Source organism: Acinetobacter sp. Ag2, from assembly GCF_001005515.1.
GTDB lineage: Bacteria > Pseudomonadota > Gammaproteobacteria > Pseudomonadales > Moraxellaceae > Acinetobacter > Acinetobacter bereziniae.
Window position 1 is genome coordinate 1 of the sequence record NZ_LBNA01000032.1, and the last position, 23,368, is coordinate 23,368.

Consider the following 23,368-nt stretch of genomic DNA (forward strand, 5'->3'; position numbering starts at 1 on the left):
GGGCAATGCTTCAGGAATTAATGATGGTGCAGCCGCTTTACTGATCGCATCAGATCAAGCCGTTACACAGTATCAATTAAAACCACGTGCCAAAATCATTGCAGCGACAACCGTGGGTATAGAACCTCGAATCATGGGATTTGCACCTGCACCAGCGATCAAGAAATTACTTCAACAGGCAAATCTGAGTTTAGCGCAGATGGATGTGATTGAGCTGAATGAAGCCTTTGCCGCCCAAGCTTTAGCGGTGACTCGTGATTTAGGCTTGACAGATGATGATGCACGGGTCAATCCGAATGGTGGTGCGATTGCTTTAGGTCATCCATTGGGTGCATCAGGTGCTCGCTTGGTGACAACCGCCCTCAACCAACTTGAACAGATTCAAGGGCAATATGCTTTGTGTTCAATGTGCATCGGTGTGGGTCAAGGCATCGCCATGATTATTCAACGGGTAATATAACTTTCTTGTGATTATAATCAATTAAAAGGGTGCTTATTTAGGATCCTTTTAATTTGTGTAAATCAAAAAATACTAGAATTTATTTAGTATTAAATATAAGAAAAAATAAAAGAAAGCAGAGTTTATTTATGAAAAATATTTTAGATAGTATGTTTGTGATTTTTTATAATTCTTTGATTTTTAATAAATAAATTTAATAAAAAATATTCTTTCAATTATGAAAATATAATTTCCTAAATCGTTATTTTTAAAATTTTTTATAAAAGATAGGATGAATTAAATCTTGAGTTATTTAAAAGTGTAATCAATCTAATGGAAGATATTCTAATCAAAAAACTTGAGGATGAACGGTTTAAGTCAATCGTTGAAAGACGTTATAAAGATTTTGCCAAACTGGTTCATCCTGAAATGACTTATACGCATACCAGTGGAATCACTGATTCAAAACAATCGTACTTAGATAAATTGTTTGATGGCTTTTATGATTATAAGTGGATCGAACACCCAATTTCTAAAATTCAAATTATTGGTGATATTGCACTGGTCTTTGGTGAAATGCATTGTGAAGTCCTTGCTGGAAATATTCAAAAAATTTTAAAGAATAAATCATTAGCAATTTGGAGAAAAGAAAATAACGAGTGGTTATTTTATGCCTATCAGCCAACACCGTTGCCATAAGGAGATTAAATGTGAAAAAAGAATTTATCTATGATGTTCCGCAAAGCAGAGTAATTTTTGGAGTAGGTTCTCTTAAAAATTTAAAAGCTGAAATTAAAGCTTTAGGGGCAAAAAAGGCATTAATTTTATGTACACCTGAACAGGTTGAGTTAGCAGAGAAGATATCTGATTTGCTAGGGCATTCTTGTGTAGGAATATTCCCTAAAGCAGTTATGCATGTACCCATTGAAACAGCGAAAGAAGCAATAAATGTCTCAAGAGCATTAGGTGCCGACTGTGCGATAGCTGTAGGCGGCGGATCAACGACAGGTTTAGGGAAAGCAATTGCTTTAGAGGATGACCTGCCGATACTTGCGATCCCAACCACTTATGCAGGTTCGGAAATGACCCCTGTTTATGGCATCACGGAAAATGGTATTAAGAAAACAGGAAACGACCCTCGAGTTTTGCCAAAAACAGTAATTTATGACCCTGAACTTACATTAAGTTTACCATTAAATATGTCTATTACGAGTGGTATCAATGCCATAGCACATGCAGCAGAAGGTTTATACGCTCAAAATGGTAATCCGATTATGTCTTTGTTGGCTGAAGAGGGAATTAAGGCTTTGGCAGATGGATTAAGACTTCTAAAGCAAAATGATCAAGATATTGAAGCACGCAGTTTATGTTTATATGGCGCTTGGCTGTGTGGTTATGTGCTAGGAAATGTCGGCATGGCGATTCATCATAAACTTTGTCATACCTTAGGAGGAAGTTTTAATTTACCACATGCACAGACTCATACGGTTGTGTTACCACATGCCATTGCTTATAACCAGCAAGCTGTTCCTGAAGCGATGGATAGGATTAAAAGAGCACTAGGAGCAAAAGAAACTACAGCAGCAAATGCATTATTTGATCTGGTTAATGAGCTTGACGGACCGAGATCTTTGGCAGAATTAGGATTAACTGAATCAGATTTGGATAAGGCAACGGAAATTGCATTATCCAATCCATATTGGAATCCTGAAGCTATAGAAAAAAATGCAATTCGCCGTTTATTACAAAATGCATTTGAAGGCTCACGTCCTAATTAAATTTATGAATTACTCATGAATGAGTGAACTATGCTGATCTATTTATTTAGGTCGGTTGGATTTTTCATAAAATCAAACTAAAATTTTTATTAAAAAAATTCGGTTGATGTCCAATCTTTTATTAGAAAGTTGTTAATTTGGAAGAGGGCTTAGGAAATATTGAACATCAGCCAAATAAAAATATGTTCCAGTTAGATTAAGCTTTTTATACTTTAATCAGCTATAGTTCAATCCCCAAAATCTGCATATTCCTTCGAGATGAATTTGCCATATTGAGTCCATGGTGGCGTAATATTCACTTGTTGGATGTGGGTTTTGGTCAAGCTGTAACTTTGCCCATTTAAGCTGCGAATATCGATGATCAGCGCTAAATTATTTTTATTGTCCCATTTTACTTTAATCTTATTTTTTGCATTTTGGCTCTCATACCATGTATAGCCATTACCTTGTTGAGTGATTTTCATTTTTTTCACTGATCGGGAATCAAAAATGGAAAAGACACAAGTCCAGCAGTTAGTCAAACCCAGCATTTCAATATCTACAGTTTGTAAATGAATGACAGTTTTATCCTCAGGCAAAACCAAATTGAGTCGTGTTGATTTTTTATTGTCGAGAAAATAATGTTGTGCCGTTTCAGATAAATCTAGGTGTTTATGGCTAGGTTTATTTTTAGCATCAGTTGAATGTTGATGATGTTTTGGAAGCACTCGTTCAAGCCAAACATTATTTTGATCACGATACATGTGTTCTTGAAATACTGAAGTGTGGGTAACACCATCATTGCCGATCACTTGAGACTCTCGGCTAATGGTCGCTTTAAGCACTGGTGCGGCTTGAACAGTATGGATGAAGAAGATAAATAAAACAGTGATAATAAAACGCATAAATAACCCTGTATAAGCAAGAAAACCTCAGCTAGATATACCTCGCTGAGGTTTTAAATAGATCAGAATTTAGAACCCAAAAGCTTCTTTTAATTTGCTAAAGACCCAAGTGTTATCACGTGTTCCTTTAAATATCGATGAACCTGCACCCTCTGCATATAGCATGACATCACCACCACCATGGGTTTCAGAACCAGGTGCACCCATGCGAATCCCAACTTCTTGCAGATAATCATCAGAAGCAGCATCTTGTTCAGAAATGTTGACACGAGAAGTCGGACGAGGACCACCACCATTACCAAATACCAGTACTGATCCATTATTGCCATTTACATCAAGGGCAGGAGCATGTGGTTTTCCATCCGCCAAAATGCGATTTGGTGCGGCAGCTGTGTTGGCAACAGCATATAAATAACTTAAGCCTAAAATCCCCGGATTAGTCGTTGTAGTTTTTCCTGTACGGGCGTTGTAGCCATTAAAGGTTAGGGTATGGTCATGGTCTGCTGTGACCACGATTAAGGTGTTTTTGAGATCAGGATCAGTTTGTTTCACTTTGTCTAAAGCGGCTTTGATCGCATTATCAAAGGCGATAGTGTCTTGTAGTGAACGTTTGGCATTAGTGCCATGCAGGGCATGGTCAATACGACCGCCTTCGACCATCAAAAAATAACCCTTGTCGCCACTTTGTGCCTGTAGCATCTCAAGTGATTTTACGGTCATTTCTGCAAGACTAGGTTGATCTGGTGCCTTACCATTCAAACGATCCAGATCATAGGCAAGGTGAGAGGTTGCCGTATAAAGTCCAATATATTTTTTGTTGAGTGGCGCAGATTGCATTTCGGCTTTGTTTGCAGCAACGGTATAACCTTTTGCCGACAGTTCACTTAATAAATTACGTCCATCAATACGCCCTCTGCTATTGCTAGGGCTGTATGGGGTAAAGTGATTACGACCACCGCCCATCAATACATCCACACCATCAAGTAGTTTGCTGTTGTAGCCAGCCCCACCAGGAATAATTTGACGGGCAATTTCAAACTGGGCATTTCGATTACATACATGTGCAAAAGTTGCAGCAGGGGTTGCATGGGTCAGTTCAGTTGTGGTGATTGCCCCAACTTTTTTGCCTTTGGCTTTTGCCAATTCAAGAATTGTCATTGCAGCTGTACCTGCCGCAGTGCTTGAACCAGGTTCTGGACAACGATTTACAGCATTCCGAACGCTTGTCCCATCAGGTGCTTTACCTGCTACTGGTTCAACGGCTACTGTACCAGGACTCATCCCAATCACTTCATTACGGGTTTTCTGTCCTGTCATGTAGGCTGCCATTGAAGGTGCGCTATCCGTCGTTTGTCCATCTTCAGAAAAGGTTTTGATACGCACAGCACGGCTAAATGTATCCATGGTGAGTTTACCTGATTCACCATAAGCATATATTCGACTGGCAGTGACCACGGTTGGTCCCATACCATCACCTAGAAAGAAAATCACATTTTTGGCTTCACCCGCTGCTTGAACAGACATACTACTCAGTAATAATGTGGCAGCAATGATGGACGCCCCAAGGTTGATTTTGTCTCGTTTTATATTTTTTGACATGGTTATATTCCTTGTTTATAGACCAATGGCTTTTCGAATACGTTGAAACACTTCAGTATTTTCAAGGCTGCCGTAAAAGTTTTCAGATCCAGCTCCTATTGCACCTAAAAATACATCTGTTCCTCCATGTGTTTCGTCATCAGCGAAACCTGTTTGAACGACGGCTTCTTGTTGAAAGTCATCTGAGGCAACCCCTGTACACCAGCCAACAGTACTGATGTCTGTACCGAGACTGTCTTTATAGTTTCCAACAGGTCCTTTGACTGGATTACAAATATCGTTGTCGACGAGCACACCACGTGGTTCTTTACGATCAAAATCAAGGCGTTTTTTACCTGTACCAAATCCGATAATGGCATACGGATTTCCGTTAATATCTGTTGCTACACCTTCACCGTTATAGTTTTTAACCAGTCCAAGAACACTGGTTTCGCCACCTTTAACATATTTCCCTGTACGCTTTGCATAGCCATTCAGAACCATTGTATGGTCATGGTCAGCAGTGACGACGATCAATGTATTCTTGAGTTCAGGGTCTGTTTTTTTCATTTTTTCAATTGCAGTTTTAATTGCATTATCAAATGCCACAGTATCTTGAAGTCCTCGTTTTGCATTGGTGTCATGCAGTGCATGGTCAATACGTCCACCTTCTACCATCAAGAAAAAGCTTTTATTTTTAGCTTGTAGTACATCAATCGCTTTGCTGGTAAGGTCGGCAAGACTCGGTTCATCAATTTTTTTATTCACTCGATCAAGGTCATAATTGAGATGGCTGGAATTAAATAAGCCTAAAAGTTTTTGAGTTTTGCTTGGATCGACTTTTGCAAAATCAGTCCCATTTGCAACAAAGTTATAACCTTGCTTTTGCATTTCCTGAATAAGATCACGACCATCAGCACGTCTTCCACCCGCTGTGGTAGGTTTAAATTGTCTTAAACCACCACCCAAAATGACATCGACACCATCTTTGAGCTTAGTGTTATATGCTGCATAACCTGTGCTTTTGCCCCCTGGAACCAGTTGTGCTGCAATATCGTTTTCTGCATCACGGTGACAAACATGAGCATAGGTGGTTGCAGGCGTAGCATGAGTAACACGTGTTGTGGTAACAATGCCTGTTCCCATTCCTTTTGACTTGGCAAGTTCAAGTAGGGTTTCTGTTGGTTTTTTATCTTTATTGTCGGCAGCACTGTCGCAGTTACTTGTTCCATTGCTATTGGGTGGTGTCGCAACAGTACCTGTCTGCATTGAAATGACTTCATTTTTCATTTTTACGCCTGTCATATAGGCGGCCATAGATGGTGCACTATCTGTAACTTGACCATCTTCAGAAAAGGTCCGTACAAAAGCTGATTCTGGTAAGCGATCAATGGTTAAATCGCCATCTTCTCCCACTGAATAGATGCGTGCAGCGGTTAAGGTGGTGATGCCCATCCCATCACCCAAGAAGAAAATGACATTCTTCGTCGTTGGTTTTACTGGTGTAACCACTTGCGGATTATCTTTGTCATTGTCCGAGCAAGCTGTAATGGTTGCACCGCCGAGGATTGCTAACAAGCTGAATGCGAGAAGTTTTTTCCTCTTGGTCATTTTTAGAAAGAACATAGATCAAATACCCTTTGAATAATAATAGTGGCTTTTTTTTGTTCAATTTGAGTCTAATCACGGATCATGACATTTTTATTTCTATGTTTAGAATTTCTTAAATATGACTAATTTGTAATTTAACTATGATGTCTTCATATGGTGTCTTCAAAATTAAAAAATGAACGATGATAATGACGTAATAAATGAAGTTGTTTCGTCACTCAAATGATGATTGTAGGGAGGAAATGGATTCAAACTAAAATCTTTTCACTTTCATTATTATTGAATACCAATACGCATTGATCTTGAATAATGCTTTTGAGGTGGATTCATGTAAGTTACTAAATCCTCAATAGAATCAATCTTGTTTGAAATGATTATGTATGACCTTTCAGGGTTTACTTTCAGAAAAACCTTATCAAGTACAGCCCCAAATATTAAATATAAGTCGTCTATAAGGCGGTTGATGTCTATCTTTGGAATTATTGATAAAACCTCAATTATTATTTATCAGATACAATCTGTTATGATAAACAAAGTGCAGAACATAGACTGACCAGATTGAATTGTTGGGAACATGAGAATGAATAAAAAAGGTTCATCAATTACACGCGTTTTAGACATTATTGAAGCCATATCAACAGCAAAACATCCTCCAACACCCCTCGATCTTTCCGTTGAACTGGATATTCCAAAACCCAGTATTCATCGCTTACTACAGACACTGGAACAAGAAAAATTCGTTAAAACGGATATGTATGGTGGATATATCTTGGGTGATCGAACCTATAAATTGCTGCTAAGTTCTTGGGAGCAAGAGCCGCGAAAAATGGAACGATTGGCGATATTACAAAAACTCTCAGACCAAATTAATGAGACTTGTGGCATTGCCATCCTAAATAATAATCAAATGTTATATACCGACCGTGTACAAGCCAACTGGCCATTGCAGGTGTATTTACCTGTCGGTTCAACTGTTCCTTTATGGTGTAGTTCAAGTGGAAAACTTTTTTTAAGTTTCCAACCCAGTCAACGTAGAAAAAGTATTTTAGAGCATTTACCGATTACGCAACTCACACGAAATACCATTACTGACCCAGTATTACTTGAAGAAAATTTAGATCAGATTTATTTAAATAAAATTGGAACAGACAATGAGGAGTTTATTTCGGGTATGGTGGCATGTTCAGTACCAATTCAGCGTGGTGATACGATTATTGCCTGTTTATATGTACATGCACCAACCATCCGAAAATCACTTGAAGACCTGTTGCAGTTTGAACCTTTACTACGTCAAGCAGCACATGATTTAAATAAATTAATTGAAGTTGCATAAAAAAGCAGACGATAAAGTCTGCTTTTGTTCAAACAAAGTTAATAGCTGATGTTACGCAGTAACTCTAAAATTAAATTTTGGAGCTAGAAGAATATGGATACGCGAAAATGTCATCCGCAATTGCTTGAGGCAGGACTCCTCCTAATAAGTAAAGTTTCTGCGAAACTTTGAATATTTTGACGATAGTGAACGAGTTCTGCGGATGACAATGGTTTTGGGTACTTTTGACAAAACAAAAGTACCTCGAGCCGAAGGCTATTCCATAAATTTAAACTTTGGATGTAAGACTCCGTCGTGTAAATTTAGCTTTTTCTTTTTCACCTACTTAATTTAAATCAAGTGCGTAACATCAGTGAATAGGATTAATTTAATGTCGGCATCGCAAACTGTGCGCCTTCACGGACATTGGTACTTGGCCAACGTTGAGTAATGGTTTTTCTGCGTGTGTAGAAGCGAGCACCATCTGGACCATATGCATTTAAATCACCAAATAATGAACGTTTCCATCCGCCAAAACTATGATAAGCCACAGGAACTGGAAGCGGAATATTAATACCCACCATACCGACTTTGATGTGATCACTAAAATAGCGGGCAGCTTCACCATCACGAGTATAGATACACGTACCGTTACCATACTCATGATCATCAATCAGATTCATGGCTTCTTGCATGGTTTTTACACGGATGACTTGCAGTACTGGACCAAAGATCTCTTCTTTATAACTGGTCATATTGGGCTGAACTTGGTCGATTAATGTTGCACCAACATAAAAGCCATTTTCATAGCCAACTGGTGCTGCATTTCGACCATCAACAACAATTTTTGCACCTTGCTGTTCTGCGCTACTGATATAACCCTCAACCTTTGCTTTATGTTGTGCAGTAATGACGGGACCAAAGTCATTGTTTTTGTCGGAGTATGGACCATATTTCAATGTACCGATTTCATTAGAGAGCTTTGAAATCATTTGATCTGCAATCTCATCTCCTACAGCAACCGCCACAGATAATGCCATACAGCGTTCACCTGATGAACCAAAAGCCGCACCAAGTAATGAGTTTACGACATTATCAATATCTGCATCTGGCATAACGATGGCATGGTTTTTGGCGCCGCCCAATGCTTGGCAACGTTTACCTGCCGCTGTTGCGGTTTTATAAATATATTCTGCAATTGGTGTTGAGCCCACAAAACTCACCGCTTGGATACGTGTATCATGCAGTAAAGTATCCACTGCTTCTTTGTCACCATTGACCACATTGAGTACACCATCAGGTAGTCCAGCTTCTTTGAGTAATTGTGCAATATATAAGGTCGAAGATGGGTCACGTTCAGACGGCTTTAAGACAAAGGTATTTCCGCAGACAATTGCCATCGGGAACATCCACAAAGGCACCATCACAGGAAAGTTAAAAGGCGTAATCCCTGCAACCACACCTAAAGGTTGAAATTCGCTCCATGAATCAATTGAAGGTCCTACATTTTTACTAAATTCACCTTTTAAAAACTCTGGTGCGCTACAAGCATACTCGACATTTTCAATGCCACGCTGTAATTCTCCTGCTGCATCGTGCACAATTTTTCCGTGCTCTTCACCAATCAATTGGCAAATTTTTTCAGCATTTTGTTCAAGCAACTCTTTGAATTTGAACATGACACGGGCACGTTTGATCACAGGGGTGTTACGCCATTCAGGAAATGCAGCTTCAGCAGCAGCAATTGCCTCTTCAACTGTTGCTTTGGTCGCTAATGCGACTTCTTTTGTTTGTGTACCAAGTGATGGATTGAAAACAGCTTGAGTTCTGCTGTGTTCAGTATTTAAAGCACCGTTAATAAAATGTCCGATTAATTCCATGTGGGTATATCCTCATTGTGATAAAAAATAGTAAAAGGGCGTTCAATCATGACCAAAGTTTTTGGTAGAGCGAGACCATTTGTTCAACTGTAGGAACAATAGGGTTGTTGGATGGTGAACCAGATGCCAGCGCTTGCTCTGCCATGGTTTGCACAACCTCATCGAAATATTGTTTGTCTACACCAAACTCCGCCAAAGTCGGCACTTTGAGATCGCGATTGATTTCGATTAAAGTGTTAATTAGTTTTTGATTTGCCACGTCATTAGAATCATCAAGATGTGCACAGCCCATTGCTTTAGCGCATTCTGCATAGCGTTCAGGTGCAGCATGTATTGAAAATTCTGTGATCATCGGCAGCAACATGGCGTTGGATAAGCCATGTGGGACATGGAAAAATGCACCAATTGGACGACTCATTCCATGCACCAAAGCGACTGAGGCATTGGAAAAGGCAATGCCTGCAAAAGTAGAGCCCAGCATCATTTTTTCACGAGCTTGTTCGTGATCAGGCTGATGATAAACAACTTGCAAGTTTGGTCCGATGAGTTTCATCGCTGCAATTGCTTGAGCATCACTATATGGTCCGGCTTTCTTACTGACATAGGCTTCAATCGCATGCGTTAATGCATCAATACCAGTATCTGCTGTGGTACGAGCAGGTAAGGACATGGTGAGCTCATAATCAATGATGGCGGCAACAGGAAGAAATCCTAAACCTGCACAGAGCATTTTTTCACTGGTGAGATCGTTGGTAATGATGGTAAAGCGGGTACATTCCGAACCTGTCCCTGCTGTTGTGGGAATGGCAATAATTGGAAGTCCCATTTCATTGACTTGGCGAGGAAATTTATAATCCGAAATTTCTCCACCATGTTTGCTCAAAATACTGATCGCTTTTGCACTGTCAATTGGGCTACCACCACCGATTGCAATAATCGCATCGTATTGATGAGTTTGCACATGATGAACGCCAGCTTCGATTGAACCTGAAGTCGGTTCAGGAATCGTTTCATCAAAATAGTCACTCTCAATTCCTGCTGTCTCAAGAATGTTTTGAATCTGTTGAATATAACCCAACGTAACCATCATTTTATCGGTAATGATCAGTGGCTTTTTTGCACCTAAACTTTCAAGAATTGCCGGGAGCTTCGCTCTGGCATTTTTTCCAACTTCCATAATCCTTGGAAGGTTAACTGAATGAGACATTTTTAATTCCTTTCGTAATGGATGATGTGTTTTTAAAATGAACCGAATAATGTTCCCAGTGTGATTACGCCACATAGCGCAATCAGTGGAATAATGACCGCAACCACAAACATGTCGTAATAAGATTGTTTGTGCGTCAACCCACATAAGGTAATAATGGTAATTACAGCGCCATTATGTGGCAGAGAATCAAGTGCCCCAGAAGCCATAGAAGCGACACGGTGCATAAGTTCTTGAGAAATACCGTGCTCAATCGCAAGGTTTTTATAGGTTTCACCCATGGTATTGAGTGCAATACTTAATCCCCCAGATGCCGAACCTGTGATACCTGCCAATACGTTGATCACAATGGCTTCCGAGATCAGCGGATTGTTCGGTGCTATGCCGACCAAAAAGTCCCGTAAGATAATAAAACCAGCCAATGATGCGATGACCGAACCATAGCCAACTTCCGAGGCAGTATTGAAAATGGGTAAAAAGGAAGAGGAAACACCTTGTTGAATGGAATCTTTAATATCCACAATGGCTTTCCAGTTGAGAACAATAATGCTCAGACACGCCAAGACTAAGGCACAGATGATTGCCCATAATCCAATCACTGAATTCAATGAAGTATTACCAAACTTATCTGTTGCTAAATAGGCAGTGTCCAGCGAAGGTAAAATCAATTTAGTCAGCACTAAGTTGGTGATAATCACAATTAAAATTGGGGCAAATGCAATGATCAGACTTGGGTTTGATTTCACCAACTTTGTTTCAACATGCATTTCAACATGGTTGCCATAGCCTTCTTTATTGAGGTCTGCTTGTGCAAGACGCTTGTTTAACCACCACATGCCTGTCAGCAAAATAAAAATTGACGCTAAAGTGCCCAGACCCGGTGCGGCATATAGATCGGTATTAAAGAAGGGCATTGGAATCGCATTCTGAATTGCAGGAGTGCCAGGCAGAGCAGTCATGGTAAAGGTGAGCGCACCTAGCATTATCGCTGCTGGAATTAAGCGTTTCGGGATACCAAGTTCTTTAAACAGTGCTGAGGCAATTGGAAATACAGCAAAACCAACTACAAAAAGCGAAACACCACCATAGGTCAAAATAGCGCAGGACAGCACAATAGATAACATTGCACGACGATGTCCTAATTTATCAACAAAAAAGTTGGCAATGGTTTGGGCTGAACCAGAGTCATCCATTAATTTTCCAAATACTGCACCCAATAAAAACAGTGGAAAATATTTGATGATATAACCGCCTAAACCTGTCATGAACACTTGCGAGTAAAAACCAAGCAGCTCATTACTTAATCCACTCCAAGCCACTGCAAATAAAGCGAGTAGTGGAGCAAGTACAATAACGCTAAATCCTTTATAGGCTAAATACATCAGCAATATTAAGGATATGACTATTCCAATTAGTCCGATCATTTTTAAACATCCTGTTTATCATTCTATCTATAATGATACGATTCGTATCGTTATTAATGTATATAATTTAATCTTGATGATGTCAACAGAAAATTAAAAACGATTTTTTTCTTATACTGCCGAGATGAGAGAATCAGATTTGAGTACATTTTAAAAATGTTAGATCGTTTTGATGGGTGTGTTATTGCCTGATTTTATGAATAATTTAAAATTTCATATGCAATATAGACATTAAAATGATGTGATTTTTTAATGATCAGTTGTCGTTGAGATCGGAAGTATTGAGAAAAAAACTAAATAAAGAGAGGGTTTTACCATGAGAGGAAATAAATTTATTTTTATGGAGGGTTGAATGCATCGAAGATTGTTTTTTTAAGGGATAAAAATTTTAAGCCGCAACAACTTTAAATGGCAGTAAAAGAGGAATATCGCAAAATAGAGTATGCCCCATATACATTTAGCAGATCAATTAGATACAGGGCACGATTTATTGATGATGGTTATGTTTTAGGATAAGAATGTTTCTTGTAAATAACTCCAGCGCATTTTTCCTTCAATTTCCTCAATCAGTGCACATGAACGGCGAATCAGTACACCCGAAGATTTGGTGTGTTTTTCCGTATAGGTAAGTACGATGGTATCTGAGCTCTGCGTCAGTATTTGCTCATCATAAATTTCAATTTGAAGATCAGGCATCTTTCCTTGATTATTTGCAAACAGCCCTTTGACTTCTTGGAGTTTAATTCGTTTTCCTGCTGCACCGACCATTTCAAAATGATCCGCAAAATAATCAATTAGCAGAGGAAGATCTTGTTCTGAATGTTGTCCAGTAAAAATCTTTTCAATCAATACATGCATTGTATGTATACTTTCGATTGCATGTTCTTTTAAAAGTGCCATATCCATTTCCGTTGAAAGCTTTTCTCTCTTTTTATTTTATTGCAAAAATAAATGTAAAATTCAATATAAATTTAAAAAATATATTTTGGTCAGAAAATTATTTAAGCAATAAAATATCATAAAACTAAATATATCATATGTTTATAGATTATTTTTTAATTATTTATCATACTGAGGAAAATCGGGAATAGCCAAAATAGCAAAAAAGGTATAACTTTATACCTGAACTATTATGGAAAATTCCATGTAAAAATAATAATTATATGACAGGATGATTTACCTTATTGAAGATTGACTGGAAAAGGAGATGTGTTCTGGTCGCAAGATTTTTCAATAAGTAGACCCATTAGAAAAATGGCATGGACAAGGAAGAAAGATGGATACTCATACAACTGAGCCAACAAGGGCTCAATCCAATATATATGCATGGTATGTCGTTTTACTGTGTATGTTGGCATATATATTTTCATTTATTGATCGACAGATATTGGCACTGATGATTGAACCGATTAAAGCCGATCTTGGTCTATCAGATACTCAGTTTAGCTTATTACATGGTTTAGCATTTTCATTGTTTTATGCTTTTATGGGCTTACCTTTGGCCTATTTGGCAGACCGATTTTCACGACCAAAAATTATTGCAATCGGTGTGGTCTTTTGGAGTATCGCAACAGTATTTTGTGGACTCAGTAAAAACTTTATTCAACTTTTTTTAAGTCGTATGGGCGTAGGTGTAGGCGAGGCGGCCTTATCCCCAGCAGCCTATTCGATGTTTAGTGATATGTTTAGTAAGGATAAATTGGGACGAGCGGTAGCAGTTTATTCCATCGGTTCTTTTGTCGGAGGTGGTATTGCCTTTCTGGTCGGTGGGTACGTGATTGGTTTGCTCAAAAATATGGATACGATCTTGATTCCTGTATTTGGAGCCTTAAAAGCATGGCAGGCGGCATTTATTATTGTCGGTTTACCAGGGGTATTTATTGGATTATTGGTTCTACTCACCGTCAAAGAACCAAAACGTAAGGGACAACGTTTAAATGCACAAGGCGAAGTGGAAAAAACCAGCATGGGTGATGCTTTCAAATTCATCAAAAAACATGCACAAACATTTAAATGTCATTATTTAGGTTTTACATTTTATGCGATGGCGTTGTACTGCTTAATCAGTTGGTCACCTGCATTTTATATGCGTAAATTTGGACTGACCCCAACAGAAGCTGGCTATATGCTTGGAAGTGTTTTATTGGTGGCAAATATTTTAGGGGTATTCTGTGCAGGCTGGTTAAATGACTGGTTTATTCAAAAAGGTCGTAAAGATGCACCCATGATTACTGGTGTTATTGGAATTGTCGGTTTAATTTTACCGATGATGATATTTACCCACGTCGATCAATTATGGCTCTCAGTTGTTTTCCTTGTACCTGCCATGTTTTTTGCATCTTTTCCGATGCCAATTTCAACGACAGCGATGCAAATGTTGGCACCAAATCAACTCCGTGCTCAAATTTCTGCCATCTTTTTACTCATCAGTAATCTGGTTGCTGTTGGAATAGGTACAACTTTGGTGGCATTAATTAGCGATAAAGTTTTTGAAAACCCACTGATGGTCGGAACTTCATTAAGCATTGTGGGAACAATTTCATGCATATTGGCATTTATTTTATTGAAAAAAGGCTGTCAGGCATTTAGTGACAGTATGCAAAGGGAACATGCTTCATGATTTAGTCATGTTTGATGACCAACCAGCGCCCATTCTTTAGTGATGGGCGTTGTTGTTGATTTGATCAATCCATAACAAGGGAGTGTAATGATGGAAATATCTGTCAAACTGAATCACCTTCATTATCTGGATGAATTTTTATTATTGAAGTCTGATGACTATCAGACCATCAAAGAACAAATTAGCCATTACTTATGTCCGCATCATTTTGATGTTGCTTTAAGAGAACCATTGAATACACGATTAAATGGTTTTAGTTTTGGAAATAATGCGCTCTACGATTTGAAATATAGTGCGCCTGTGATGATTACGATTGATGAGCGATCTAACTTTTATTTATTTCGACTTACGCTTGAAGGACAATGCAAAGTCAGTCTAGCAAATCAACATGTGCTGCAATCCGCTGGAATCATGTCCGTCACACATCCTTATACACGGCAACAGATTATCACCAACCAAGATTGTCGCAATATTATTCTAAAATTGTCACAGCACGATGTAGACACACAGTTATGTAAGATGTTGGGACATTCTGCTCATAAACCACTTCAGTTTGATACTTCGCCGTCTTGTACGAATGAGCGCATAGATGCTGTGATCGAAACGCTCAATTATCTGTGTCATGCTTATTATCATATTCACAACTGGCAATTTATTTCGAGTAGCTTTAGTCAGTATCTGATTGAATTGATTTTACTCAAAATTCCAAACAACTATAGCGAGCAGTTGCATATACAAGGTCAGCAGCTTTTACCACGGTATCTGAAAAAAGCCCAACAGTATATTCAAGATCAATTACAACAACCGATTTCATTGTCAAACTTGAGTCAACACTGTGATGTGTCGATCCGTACCTTACAAAAAGGCTTTGGGCAATATTTACAGCAAACCCCAGTGGAATATATCCGTGAGCAACGATTGAAGCATGTGCATCAGGCTTTACAAGCGACACAAATCAATGAAACGGTAACTGATATTTTATTGCGTTACGGTATCCAAAGTTTTGGACATTTTTCGACAATTTATAAAAAGCGCTATGGATGTTTGCCTTCTCAGACCTTAAAAATGAATACTCAGCTCAACTAAAAAATGCCTGCGCGAATTGAATAAGCCATGCGCATTTGGATAAGCCAGATGATTATGGCTCACCTATGATCAATTGAAAATGAATCATCAGGAGAGATCATGAAAATTACAGTACTCGGCGGTGGGCATGGATGCTATGCAGCTGCAGCAGAAATGGCAGAAAAAGGACATGACGTGGTGTTATGGCGTCGTGATTCAGCAGCCTTAAAACAATTCGCCATGACAGGGCAATTGAAGGTTAAGGATTATCAAGGAGATCGAACCCTAACAGTGGGATTTGAACAGAGTCAGATCAACTTGACTAATGATTTGCAAGCGGCGATCCAACATGCCGAATTGATCATTATTCCTTTGCCAGCGACCACACATGAAGATTTAGCCCAACAAGCGGCAAAATTTTTTAAAGCAGGGCAAGTGGTGTTTTTACCTCCAGCAACATTTGGTAGTTTTATTTTCGCCAAAGCCATGCGAGATGCTGATAACCATGCCGAAGTGGCTTTTGCAGAAACGGGGACTTTACCGTATTTAGTGCGTAAACATGGAGTCAATCAAATAGTAATTAGTGGTTATGCTACAAGATTGCCGACGGGTGTGTTTCCCAGCGCATTGTCAGAACATGCTTTTCAGCAGCTTAAGCAGGCTTATCCAAGTGTGGAGCCGATTGAAGATAGTTTAAGCGGAGCATTGATGAATGCTGGTCCAATTATTCATCCTCCTTTGATCCTCATGAATGCTGGTCCGCTAGAGCATTTTGAAGCTTGGGATATTCACAATGAAGGTACGCAACCTTCAATTCGCCGTGTGACCAATCAGCTCGATGTTGAGCGAATGCAAGTACGTGAGGCACTAGGTTATGCTGCACCTCATTTCCCTTTGGCGGATCACTATAACAAAGCCGATGAGGGAGATGAATGGATGTATGGTCGAGGTGCGCATGGCAAATTAACTGATAGTGGAGATTGGCGAGAAGATATTGATCTACAGTCACATCGTTATATGTTGGAAGACACGCGTTTAGGATTATCCTTTTTAGTTTCGGTGGGACGTTGGGCGGGTGTCGCAACACCTGTGGCAGAGGGTTTGCTGAATATTGCCTCTGCAATTACTGGAAAAGATTTATATCTGGAAGGTCGGACCTTTGAAAATTTAGGTCTAGCCCATCACAGTAAAGCTGAACTGCAAGCGATCTTATTGCAAGGAGTTTAAAATGAGGAAAATTTCAAAGATTGCAATATTGGGTGCGGGTCGAATGGGCAAAGCAATGGCGATTGCTTTTGCCTACGCAGGGCTTAAGGTCGCGTTAATTGATGCTAGGCAACGAAGTGAAATAGAATTCCAAGATTATCACAATCAAATCCAGAGCGATTTGCAAAAAGAGCTTCGATTGCTTGAAACAATAAAATTTATCAATGCTGAACAGCATATATTCATAGATAAGCAAATTAGTATTTTAAGCCGAGATGCATCAATCGAGATCTTATCCAATTGTGATTTATTACTTGAAGCTATTCCAGAAGTAAAACCACTCAAACAGGAAATTTTTGCTTGGCTAGACCCCTATATTTTAGCCAATTGTATTGTTGCTTCGACAACCTCTACCTTTTTGGTCACGGATATTGCGCAAATGATTTCTCATCCTGAGAGAGTGATCAATGCACACTGGTTGAATCCTGCTTATTTGATTCCCTTGGTGGAATTAAGCCGTTCTGAAGAAACTTCAGATGAGGTGGTGGCTGACTTAAAACACTTTTTGCATGACATCGGCAAGGTTCCTGTTGTATGTAATGCTAAAGCTGGGTATATCGTGCCACGGATTCAAGCATTGGCAATGAATGAGGCAGCAAGAATGGTCGAAGAAGGCGTAGCCTCTGTTGAAGATATTGATATTGCTATTCGTACAGGATTTGGTTTGCGCTTTTCTGTTTTGGGATTATTAGAATTCATTGATTGGGGTGGTGGTGATATTTTGTATTATGCCTCACAATATTTGCAGAGGGAGCTAGGAGATCGCTATCAAGCACCTGAAATCATTGCTGACAATATGCGTCAACAACGCAATGGCTTACGTGAAAAACAAGGCTTTTATAATTATGATCAGGTCGATATTGCTGATTACAAACAACAAGTGTTACATCAATTTGCAGATCGAATCACCAGCCAGCATTTAAAACCACAGTTTAATATCTTACAAAATGATGCCGTTTAAACTTTGCTGCTTAGCTCATCTCGATAGAGATGAGCTTTTACGATCAAATTTAACTCGAAGGCATGAGGTTAAACAGTTTTTTGAGTTGAGCATTTAACTGATGAAGTTCTTCATCTTCAAAGGCATTTAGAATCCCAGACAAAGTCACCTGACTGATCTGATTAATTTGTTCAACCAGTTCTTTACCTTTATCAGTCAGTTTGACCATCGAGATTCGTTCGTCAGCCTCTGATGAAAAAACTTGCACAATATCATCTTCAACTAAACGATAAATCGCTTTGGTTGCCGTGGTTAATTTGAGCGTAGAAAGATTGGCAATCTCTGTAATACTGGCTTGTTCTAAAGCATTAGTACTCAAGATAATTTTACGACGCGTGTTATCTATACCTAATTTTTTAATCGATTTTTCAATAAGCTGGGTATATTTTCCGTTAACTTGCGAGATCCAGAAAAAAGGGTAGCTTTGTAAACTGCTTGGTTCATTGTTAGGTAGAAATTGTTCTAAATGAGTCAGCATAGCCAAGTAATAACTTTATAAAAATGGATATTTCCCATTATACAAAAATTAAATTTATTTTTCTTTGTTGTTTATCAATAAAAATATCTTGACAATTACATTACTTTTTCCGATATTTATATTAACTATAAAAATACATGGAAAAGTGAATGAATATCGTTGTACAAGAGGTACAAAAAGGCACAGGTGCTTTGAAAGTGATGGTGAAAGATTCCATCGATATTCAAGGTATGAAAACGATGGCAGGCAGCCAAGCGTTAATGAATACATCTGCTGCGACTCAAAATGCAGAAGTTGTGGATCGTATTTTGGCAGCTGACTGTCAAATTACTGGGAAAACCAATTTGCATGAACTTGCCTTTGGCATTACAGGCATTAACCATCATTTTGGTACGGCAATTAATCCTAAATATCCTGAGTTGATCCCCGGTGGTTCCTCAAGTGGTTCTGCGGCAGCCGTAGCAGCAGGTTTGGCTGATTTTACATTAGGTACTGATACAGGCGGTTCAATCCGTATGCCTGCTGCATGCTGTGGTGTATATGGCTTAAAACCAACGTTTGATCGAGTCAGTCGTCAAGGTGTGCATCCAGCGGTAAGTTCTTTGGACTGTGTTGGACCATTTGCAATGTCAGTCAACATGATTGAAACCGCAATGCAGATTATTGATCCAAGCTTTCACCCTTTAACGGACTTAGCGCAGGCACCAAAACTCGCTTGGCTTGATGTCAGTGCTGATGCTGTAGTGATTGAATCCATTCAGAATTATCTTGCCAACGCTAATTTGACACTGACTAAGGTGAAATCAAAATGGTTTGATCCAGCATTTGAAGCAGGTATGCAGATTATCAATTATGAAAACTGGCAGGCATATGCAGCTTTAACCGAAACAGGACTGGTTGGAGCAGATGTCAACGGTCGATTACTCAAAGCTGCACAAACAACAATGGATCAAGTCCAACAAGCAGAACAAATCAAAGCCAATTTTAAGGCTGAAATTGATGCTTTACTGGCGCAATTCGATGCCTTGATTTTACCAACCTTGCCACAGATTCCACCCAAAGTGAGTGAGGCTGAAAATACAGTGGCGTTTTTGAATTTAACCAGTTTGGTTCGTCCTTTTAATTTGTCAGGACACCCAGCAATTTCAATACCCCTACAAACAGCATCAGGCTTTCCGATCGGTTTACAAATCGTGGCAAAACAAAATGCAGATGAATATCTCTGTGCAATTGCGAAATATATCGTTCAGGCAGGGCAATAAATTACAAGGAAGCAGGTAATGAATCAGTTAGCGACAAAGGATTTTGTAATGGACACAAAAACAGCAGAATTAGACGCTTTATGTCAGGAAATACGCGAGCGTGCTTGTACAGGTGAGTTTGACAATCAAGCTTATGTTAGTCAGGACATTATCGAGAAACTCAAAAAAATTGGTGTATATCGTGCTTTGGTTCCGAAACGATTTGGTGGCAATGAATGGTCACCAAAACAGTTTTGTGAATTGATTGAACAATTGTCTAAAGCGGATGGCTCAGTAGGTTGGGTTGCAAGCTTTGGGATGAGCCCTGCATATTTAGGCAGTTTACCTGAAGCAACGCTTGAGCAGTTATACCAAGACAGTCCCGATATCGTTTTTGCAGGAGGTATTTTCCCACCACAACCTGCGGAAATTACTGAAGAAGGCGTTGTGGTCAGTGGGCGTTGGAAATTTTCTAGTGGCTGCATGGGGGCTGATATCGTAGGAGTCGGGATTTCACCACAAAAAAATAATGAAACTCAAGGTTTGCCACGTATGGCAGTTATGCCTGCTCAACAGGCACAAATTGAAATGACTTGGGATACAGTGGGACTTAAAGGAACAGGTAGTCATGATTTGGTGGTGAAAGATGTTCTGGTCGCAAAAGAATGGACTTTTGTTCGTGGCGAACCATCGAAGTTATCCGAACCATTTTTTAAATATCCCTCACTGTCACTGGCAACACAGGTTTTAACTGTGGTCGGGATTGGTGTAGCAGCAGCAGCACTTGAAGAGTTTCAAAAGTTGGCACCGGGTAAATCTTCAATTACAGGTGGGGCTGAAATTGCCAATCGTCCGGTGACCCAATATGAATTTGCACAGGCTGAAGCGGAGTTTAAAGCAGCACGTGTTTGGTTCTATGACACCATGCAAATCGTTTGGAATGAAGTGCTTGCTGACCGTACACCAACAGCGGAACAGATTAGTGACATGCGTTTGTCATGTACCCATGTAGCAAGAGTCTGCGCACAAGTAACACGTAAAATCCAAATGCTGGCAGGTATGACCGCAATCTATACCCACAATCCATTTAGCCGTTTTGTGAATGATACCAATGTGGTGACACAGCATGCCTTTATGGGAGATGCCACCTTACAAAATGCGGCATTGGTCAGTTTTGGCATGAAGCCAACACCCGGTTATCTATAGTTTGATAAACAACATTAAAAAATAGTACAGGGATGAAGCAAAGATGAATGATCAAGTCGTTTTACAGCATCTTTTACAGCGGATACAACAACTTGAAGCACAAAATGCGATTCGTAATTGTATCAACCGCTATATGGAAATTTGTGATGGCTTAAATGCCGATACTGATCTAGATGAACTCATGGATTTATTTGATCCAGACAGTATATGGGAAGGGATTGGGGAAAAATATGCCCAATCTTTTGGACGTTATGATTCTTGGCACGCCATTTTTAATATGTTTAAAAGCTATACCCAGAAAGAATCACATTTTGTGATGAATGCGCACTTCGTCAGTTCAGAACAAATTGAAATAAATGATGAACAGGCAAATGCAAGTTGGTTGATGTTGCAAACCTCAACCTTTGCTGATGATCAAAGCCATTTAAATGCCGCAAAACTTACAGTGAAGTTTAAACAGCAAGCCGATGGGCGTTGGAAAATTAAACATTTCCAGACTGAAAATATTTTTAGTCGCCCCGTATCCCACTGGAACAGTACAGCGAAATTGCCAGTACCGTCTCAGCAATAACCTATGGATAGATTGAAAAGGATAATTGATATGAACAGTATTATTCCAATGCAGAACATTGAAGTTGATTACAGTGATTTGGTTCAAAGTGATCGTGTACATACCTCTTTATATAAAGATGAACATATCTTCGAACAAGAGATGGAAAAAATTTATTACAGCACTTGGGTCTGGGTGGCACATGCCAGTGAAATTCCTGAAGGCGGAAGTTATAAAACGATCAATATAGGTCAACAACCTGTTGTTGTGGTTCGAGATCGCAAGAAGAAAGTTCATGTTTTGTTAAACCGTTGCCGTCATCGTGCAGCAACAGTATGCGAACATAAAAAGGGCAAGACCAATAGTTTTGTCTGTCCTTATCATGGTTGGAGCTATGCGCTCGATGGTTCATTACGCGGTGTACCTTCACCTGAAAGTTATGGAGACTGTCTCGACAAGTCTGAATTTCCGTTGGTGAGCTTACGGGTTGAAGAATACAATGGAATGATTTTTGCCACATTTAAACAGGATATTGAACCCTTAGAAGATTTCTTGGGAGCTGCTAAAAAATGGATTGATCTGTTTATGAAGCAAGGTGCAGGGTATCCAATCAAAGTATTGGGTGAGCATCGTTTTCATTTCCCAGGTAACTGGAAAATTCAGTTAGAAAATACCACGGATGCCTATCATTTCCCATTGGTACATAAGTCTTTCTTAAGCTCAGTTGATGAGAAAACAGAAGAACTGTTCAATTTTGAAAATCAACCTGGTTTTGTCGAAGACTTAGGCAATGGTCACAGTGTCATGGTGATGATTCCTGAACTGGTCGATCTAGATGAAGAGTTAATGGAGCGACCAATCCAAGAGCGCTTTGAGGACTTGGCTCAGGCTTTACGTGATGAAGGTCATGAAGAATTGAAAGTCCGTCGCATCGTACGTGCTGTTGGCGGATCTGGTTTTAACTTGAATTTGTTTCCTAACATCGCCTGTTCAATGGCTTTCTTCCGAGTCATGCAACCTATTTCAGCCAAAGAAACCGAAATTCACCACTCCGTCATTACCATGGATGGTGGACCACAAATCGCCAATCAATATCGTTTACGTCTACATGAACATTTCCAAGGACCATTTGGTTTTGGAACTCCAGACGATTCTGAGGCATGGGAACGTGTACAACATGGTGCAAACGCAGGCAATGATTTATGGATCATGTTAAATCGCGGTCTACCGGGTGAAGTGAAAACTGAAGATGGTTTAAAGAGTGATGTCAGTGCTGAAACAGGCATGCGTGCTGCTTATCAGCAGTGGAAAAAGTTGATGACGGCTTAAGGAGAATGCCATGAAAATTGATTTAGATTTACTCAATGAAATTACAGCTTTTATTTGGGCTGAGGCAGATATGTTGGACCACTCTGAGCATGATAACTGGTTAGATTTATGGAATGAGAAGGGCGTGTATATTATTCCAATTGATCCCAAACTGACAGATTATGAAAATAATTTGAACTATGCCTATGACGATCATCATATGCGTAAGTTACGTGTGCAACGTTTACAAAATGGTGAGGCAATTTCAACTGCACCAAAAGCCAATACTGTACGTAGTGTCTCACGTGTTCGCATTGTAAAAGATCAAGATGGTGAAATTATTTTACGTTGCGCACAAAACTTACGTGAGTTTCGTAAGGAAAGTCTAAAACATTATACCGCCGATGTGACATTTCATTTGGTTCGTGACTCAGAGCATGGATTTAAAATCAACAGAAAAATTATTAACTTAGTCAACTCGACCGATACCTTGGCGGGTATCAGTTATATCCTCTAGGAGC

The 23,368-nt window shown here is 39.4% G+C and carries 20 protein-coding genes and 1 pseudogene; 13 read left to right on the plus strand and 8 right to left on the minus strand.

Annotation, left to right across the window (positions count from 1 at the left end; all coding sequences use genetic code 11):
- From AAV97_RS03595 to AAV97_RS03605, 3 genes and pseudogenes are all read left to right on the plus strand, one after another.
- A pseudogene (locus tag AAV97_RS03595) lies at window positions 1-460 on the plus strand (acetyl-CoA C-acyltransferase); the annotation flags it as partial.
- Between the two features lie 312 nt (window positions 461-772).
- Window positions 773-1,138 carry a nuclear transport factor 2 family protein gene (locus AAV97_RS03600; protein ID WP_046759835.1) on the plus strand — a complete coding sequence of 122 codons (366 nt, stop codon included), beginning with the start codon at window positions 773-775 and terminating at the stop codon, window positions 1,136-1,138.
- Window positions 1,139-1,149: 11 nt separating this feature from the next.
- Window positions 1,150-2,217: a maleylacetate reductase gene (locus AAV97_RS03605; RefSeq protein ID WP_046759836.1), complete on the plus strand. Its 1,068-nt coding sequence runs from the start codon at window positions 1,150-1,152 to the stop codon at window positions 2,215-2,217.
- A gap of 227 nt (window positions 2,218-2,444) precedes the next feature.
- On the opposite strand, the gene AAV97_RS03610 is transcribed toward AAV97_RS03605, so the two are convergent.
- The 3 genes from AAV97_RS03610 to AAV97_RS03620 all read right to left on the minus strand — a co-directional run bounded on the left by AAV97_RS03610 (window position 2,445) and on the right by AAV97_RS03620 (window position 6,305).
- Complete coding sequence (locus AAV97_RS03610) at window positions 2,445-3,101, minus strand: hypothetical protein (protein ID WP_046759837.1); 657 nt, start codon at window positions 3,099-3,101, stop codon at window positions 2,445-2,447.
- Between the two features lie 69 nt (window positions 3,102-3,170).
- A complete protein-coding gene (locus AAV97_RS03615; RefSeq protein ID WP_046759838.1) occupies window positions 3,171-4,700 on the minus strand; it encodes an alkaline phosphatase in 1,530 nt (509 codons plus the stop codon).
- A gap of 15 nt (window positions 4,701-4,715) precedes the next feature.
- On the minus strand, window positions 4,716-6,305 hold the full coding sequence (locus AAV97_RS03620; RefSeq protein WP_046759839.1) for an alkaline phosphatase: 1,590 nt from the start codon (window positions 6,303-6,305) through the stop codon (window positions 4,716-4,718).
- A 565-nt stretch (window positions 6,306-6,870) separates the two neighbouring features.
- On the opposite strand from AAV97_RS03620, the gene AAV97_RS03625 reads away from it, so the two are divergent.
- Entirely contained in the window at window positions 6,871-7,623 is a 753-nt protein-coding gene (locus AAV97_RS03625) for an IclR family transcriptional regulator (RefSeq protein WP_046759840.1), read from the plus strand.
- Window positions 7,624-7,985: 362 nt separating this feature from the next.
- Here AAV97_RS03625 and AAV97_RS03630 read toward each other — a convergent pair whose 3' ends face one another.
- From AAV97_RS03630 to AAV97_RS03645, 4 genes are all read right to left on the minus strand, one after another.
- Window positions 7,986-9,482 (minus strand): CoA-acylating methylmalonate-semialdehyde dehydrogenase, encoded by a 1,497-nt coding sequence (locus AAV97_RS03630; RefSeq protein ID WP_009584622.1) that lies wholly within the window; start codon window positions 9,480-9,482, stop codon window positions 7,986-7,988.
- A gap of 46 nt (window positions 9,483-9,528) precedes the next feature.
- Window positions 9,529-10,689, minus strand: a complete 1,161-nt coding sequence (locus AAV97_RS03635; RefSeq protein ID WP_046759841.1) for an iron-containing alcohol dehydrogenase — start codon at window positions 10,687-10,689, stop codon at window positions 9,529-9,531.
- Between the two features lie 32 nt (window positions 10,690-10,721).
- Window positions 10,722-12,113: a GntP family permease gene (locus AAV97_RS03640; RefSeq protein WP_046759842.1), complete on the minus strand. Its 1,392-nt coding sequence runs from the start codon at window positions 12,111-12,113 to the stop codon at window positions 10,722-10,724.
- 507 nt (window positions 12,114-12,620) lie between these two features.
- Window positions 12,621-13,013, minus strand: coding sequence for a hypothetical protein (locus AAV97_RS03645; RefSeq protein WP_046759870.1), 393 nt, complete (start codon window positions 13,011-13,013; stop codon window positions 12,621-12,623).
- 376 nt (window positions 13,014-13,389) lie between these two features.
- Between AAV97_RS03645 and AAV97_RS03650 the strand changes: the two genes are divergently transcribed.
- The 4 genes from AAV97_RS03650 to AAV97_RS03665 all read left to right on the plus strand — a co-directional run bounded on the left by AAV97_RS03650 (window position 13,390) and on the right by AAV97_RS03665 (window position 18,025).
- Window positions 13,390-14,733, plus strand: coding sequence for a spinster family MFS transporter (locus AAV97_RS03650; protein WP_046759843.1), 1,344 nt, complete (start codon window positions 13,390-13,392; stop codon window positions 14,731-14,733).
- A 90-nt stretch (window positions 14,734-14,823) separates the two neighbouring features.
- On the plus strand, window positions 14,824-15,819 hold the full coding sequence (locus tag AAV97_RS03655; protein WP_046759844.1) for an AraC family transcriptional regulator: 996 nt from the start codon (window positions 14,824-14,826) through the stop codon (window positions 15,817-15,819).
- Between the two features lie 99 nt (window positions 15,820-15,918).
- A complete protein-coding gene (locus tag AAV97_RS03660; protein WP_046759845.1) occupies window positions 15,919-17,025 on the plus strand; it encodes an NAD/NADP-dependent octopine/nopaline dehydrogenase family protein in 1,107 nt (368 codons plus the stop codon).
- A gap of 1 nt (window position 17,026) precedes the next feature.
- Window positions 17,027-18,025 (plus strand): 3-hydroxybutyryl-CoA dehydrogenase, encoded by a 999-nt coding sequence (locus AAV97_RS03665; protein ID WP_005029799.1) that lies wholly within the window; start codon window positions 17,027-17,029, stop codon window positions 18,023-18,025.
- A 49-nt stretch (window positions 18,026-18,074) separates the two neighbouring features.
- Here the strand turns inward: AAV97_RS03665 and AAV97_RS03670 are convergent, their stop codons facing one another.
- Window positions 18,075-18,542, minus strand: coding sequence for a MarR family winged helix-turn-helix transcriptional regulator (locus tag AAV97_RS03670; RefSeq protein WP_004831289.1), 468 nt, complete (start codon window positions 18,540-18,542; stop codon window positions 18,075-18,077).
- A gap of 149 nt (window positions 18,543-18,691) precedes the next feature.
- On the opposite strand from AAV97_RS03670, the gene AAV97_RS03675 reads away from it, so the two are divergent.
- Genes AAV97_RS03675 through AAV97_RS03695 form a run of 5 tightly spaced genes read left to right on the plus strand, consistent with a single transcriptional unit; the run spans window position 18,692 to window position 23,364 of the window.
- Entirely contained in the window at window positions 18,692-19,804 is a 1,113-nt protein-coding gene (locus tag AAV97_RS03675) for an amidase (protein WP_046759846.1), read from the plus strand.
- Window positions 19,805-19,822: 18 nt separating this feature from the next.
- Window positions 19,823-20,989 (plus strand): acyl-CoA dehydrogenase family protein, encoded by a 1,167-nt coding sequence (locus AAV97_RS03680; protein ID WP_005029794.1) that lies wholly within the window; start codon window positions 19,823-19,825, stop codon window positions 20,987-20,989.
- A 43-nt stretch (window positions 20,990-21,032) separates the two neighbouring features.
- A complete protein-coding gene (locus tag AAV97_RS03685) occupies window positions 21,033-21,560 on the plus strand; it encodes a nuclear transport factor 2 family protein (RefSeq protein ID WP_046759847.1) in 528 nt (175 codons plus the stop codon).
- A gap of 30 nt (window positions 21,561-21,590) precedes the next feature.
- Complete coding sequence (locus tag AAV97_RS03690; protein WP_046759848.1) at window positions 21,591-22,868, plus strand: aromatic ring-hydroxylating oxygenase subunit alpha; 1,278 nt, start codon at window positions 21,591-21,593, stop codon at window positions 22,866-22,868.
- Window positions 22,869-22,878: 10 nt separating this feature from the next.
- A complete protein-coding gene (locus tag AAV97_RS03695) occupies window positions 22,879-23,364 on the plus strand; it encodes an aromatic-ring-hydroxylating dioxygenase subunit beta (protein ID WP_004831284.1) in 486 nt (161 codons plus the stop codon).
- The last annotated feature ends 4 nt before the right edge of the window (window positions 23,365-23,368 follow it).

What these genes read in the sequence shown, in the direction of transcription:
- AAV97_RS03600 (WP_046759835.1), top strand. Translation starts at nt 773, where the DNA reads ATGGAAGATATTCTAATCAAAAAACTTGAGGATGAACGGTTTAAGTCA.
- AAV97_RS03610 (WP_046759837.1), bottom strand. Translation starts at nt 3,101, where the DNA reads ATGCGTTTTATTATCACTGTTTTATTTATCTTCTTCATCCATACTGTT.
- AAV97_RS03615 (WP_046759838.1), bottom strand. Translation starts at nt 4,700, where the DNA reads ATGTCAAAAAATATAAAACGAGACAAAATCAACCTTGGGGCGTCCATC.
- AAV97_RS03620 (WP_046759839.1), bottom strand. Translation starts at nt 6,305, where the DNA reads ATGTTCTTTCTAAAAATGACCAAGAGGAAAAAACTTCTCGCATTCAGC.
- AAV97_RS03625 (WP_046759840.1), top strand. Translation starts at nt 6,871, where the DNA reads ATGAATAAAAAAGGTTCATCAATTACACGCGTTTTAGACATTATTGAA.
- AAV97_RS03630 (WP_009584622.1), bottom strand. Translation starts at nt 9,482, where the DNA reads ATGGAATTAATCGGACATTTTATTAACGGTGCTTTAAATACTGAACAC.
- AAV97_RS03635 (WP_046759841.1), bottom strand. Translation starts at nt 10,689, where the DNA reads ATGTCTCATTCAGTTAACCTTCCAAGGATTATGGAAGTTGGAAAAAAT.
- AAV97_RS03640 (WP_046759842.1), bottom strand. Translation starts at nt 12,113, where the DNA reads ATGATCGGACTAATTGGAATAGTCATATCCTTAATATTGCTGATGTAT.
- AAV97_RS03645 (WP_046759870.1), bottom strand. Translation starts at nt 13,013, where the DNA reads ATGGCACTTTTAAAAGAACATGCAATCGAAAGTATACATACAATGCAT.
- AAV97_RS03650 (WP_046759843.1), top strand. Translation starts at nt 13,390, where the DNA reads ATGGATACTCATACAACTGAGCCAACAAGGGCTCAATCCAATATATAT.
- AAV97_RS03655 (WP_046759844.1), top strand. Translation starts at nt 14,824, where the DNA reads ATGGAAATATCTGTCAAACTGAATCACCTTCATTATCTGGATGAATTT.
- AAV97_RS03660 (WP_046759845.1), top strand. Translation starts at nt 15,919, where the DNA reads ATGAAAATTACAGTACTCGGCGGTGGGCATGGATGCTATGCAGCTGCA.
- AAV97_RS03665 (WP_005029799.1), top strand. Translation starts at nt 17,027, where the DNA reads ATGAGGAAAATTTCAAAGATTGCAATATTGGGTGCGGGTCGAATGGGC.
- AAV97_RS03670 (WP_004831289.1), bottom strand. Translation starts at nt 18,542, where the DNA reads ATGCTGACTCATTTAGAACAATTTCTACCTAACAATGAACCAAGCAGT.
- AAV97_RS03675 (WP_046759846.1), top strand. Translation starts at nt 18,692, where the DNA reads ATGAATATCGTTGTACAAGAGGTACAAAAAGGCACAGGTGCTTTGAAA.
- AAV97_RS03680 (WP_005029794.1), top strand. Translation starts at nt 19,823, where the DNA reads ATGAATCAGTTAGCGACAAAGGATTTTGTAATGGACACAAAAACAGCA.
- AAV97_RS03685 (WP_046759847.1), top strand. Translation starts at nt 21,033, where the DNA reads ATGAATGATCAAGTCGTTTTACAGCATCTTTTACAGCGGATACAACAA.
- AAV97_RS03690 (WP_046759848.1), top strand. Translation starts at nt 21,591, where the DNA reads ATGAACAGTATTATTCCAATGCAGAACATTGAAGTTGATTACAGTGAT.
- AAV97_RS03695 (WP_004831284.1), top strand. Translation starts at nt 22,879, where the DNA reads ATGAAAATTGATTTAGATTTACTCAATGAAATTACAGCTTTTATTTGG.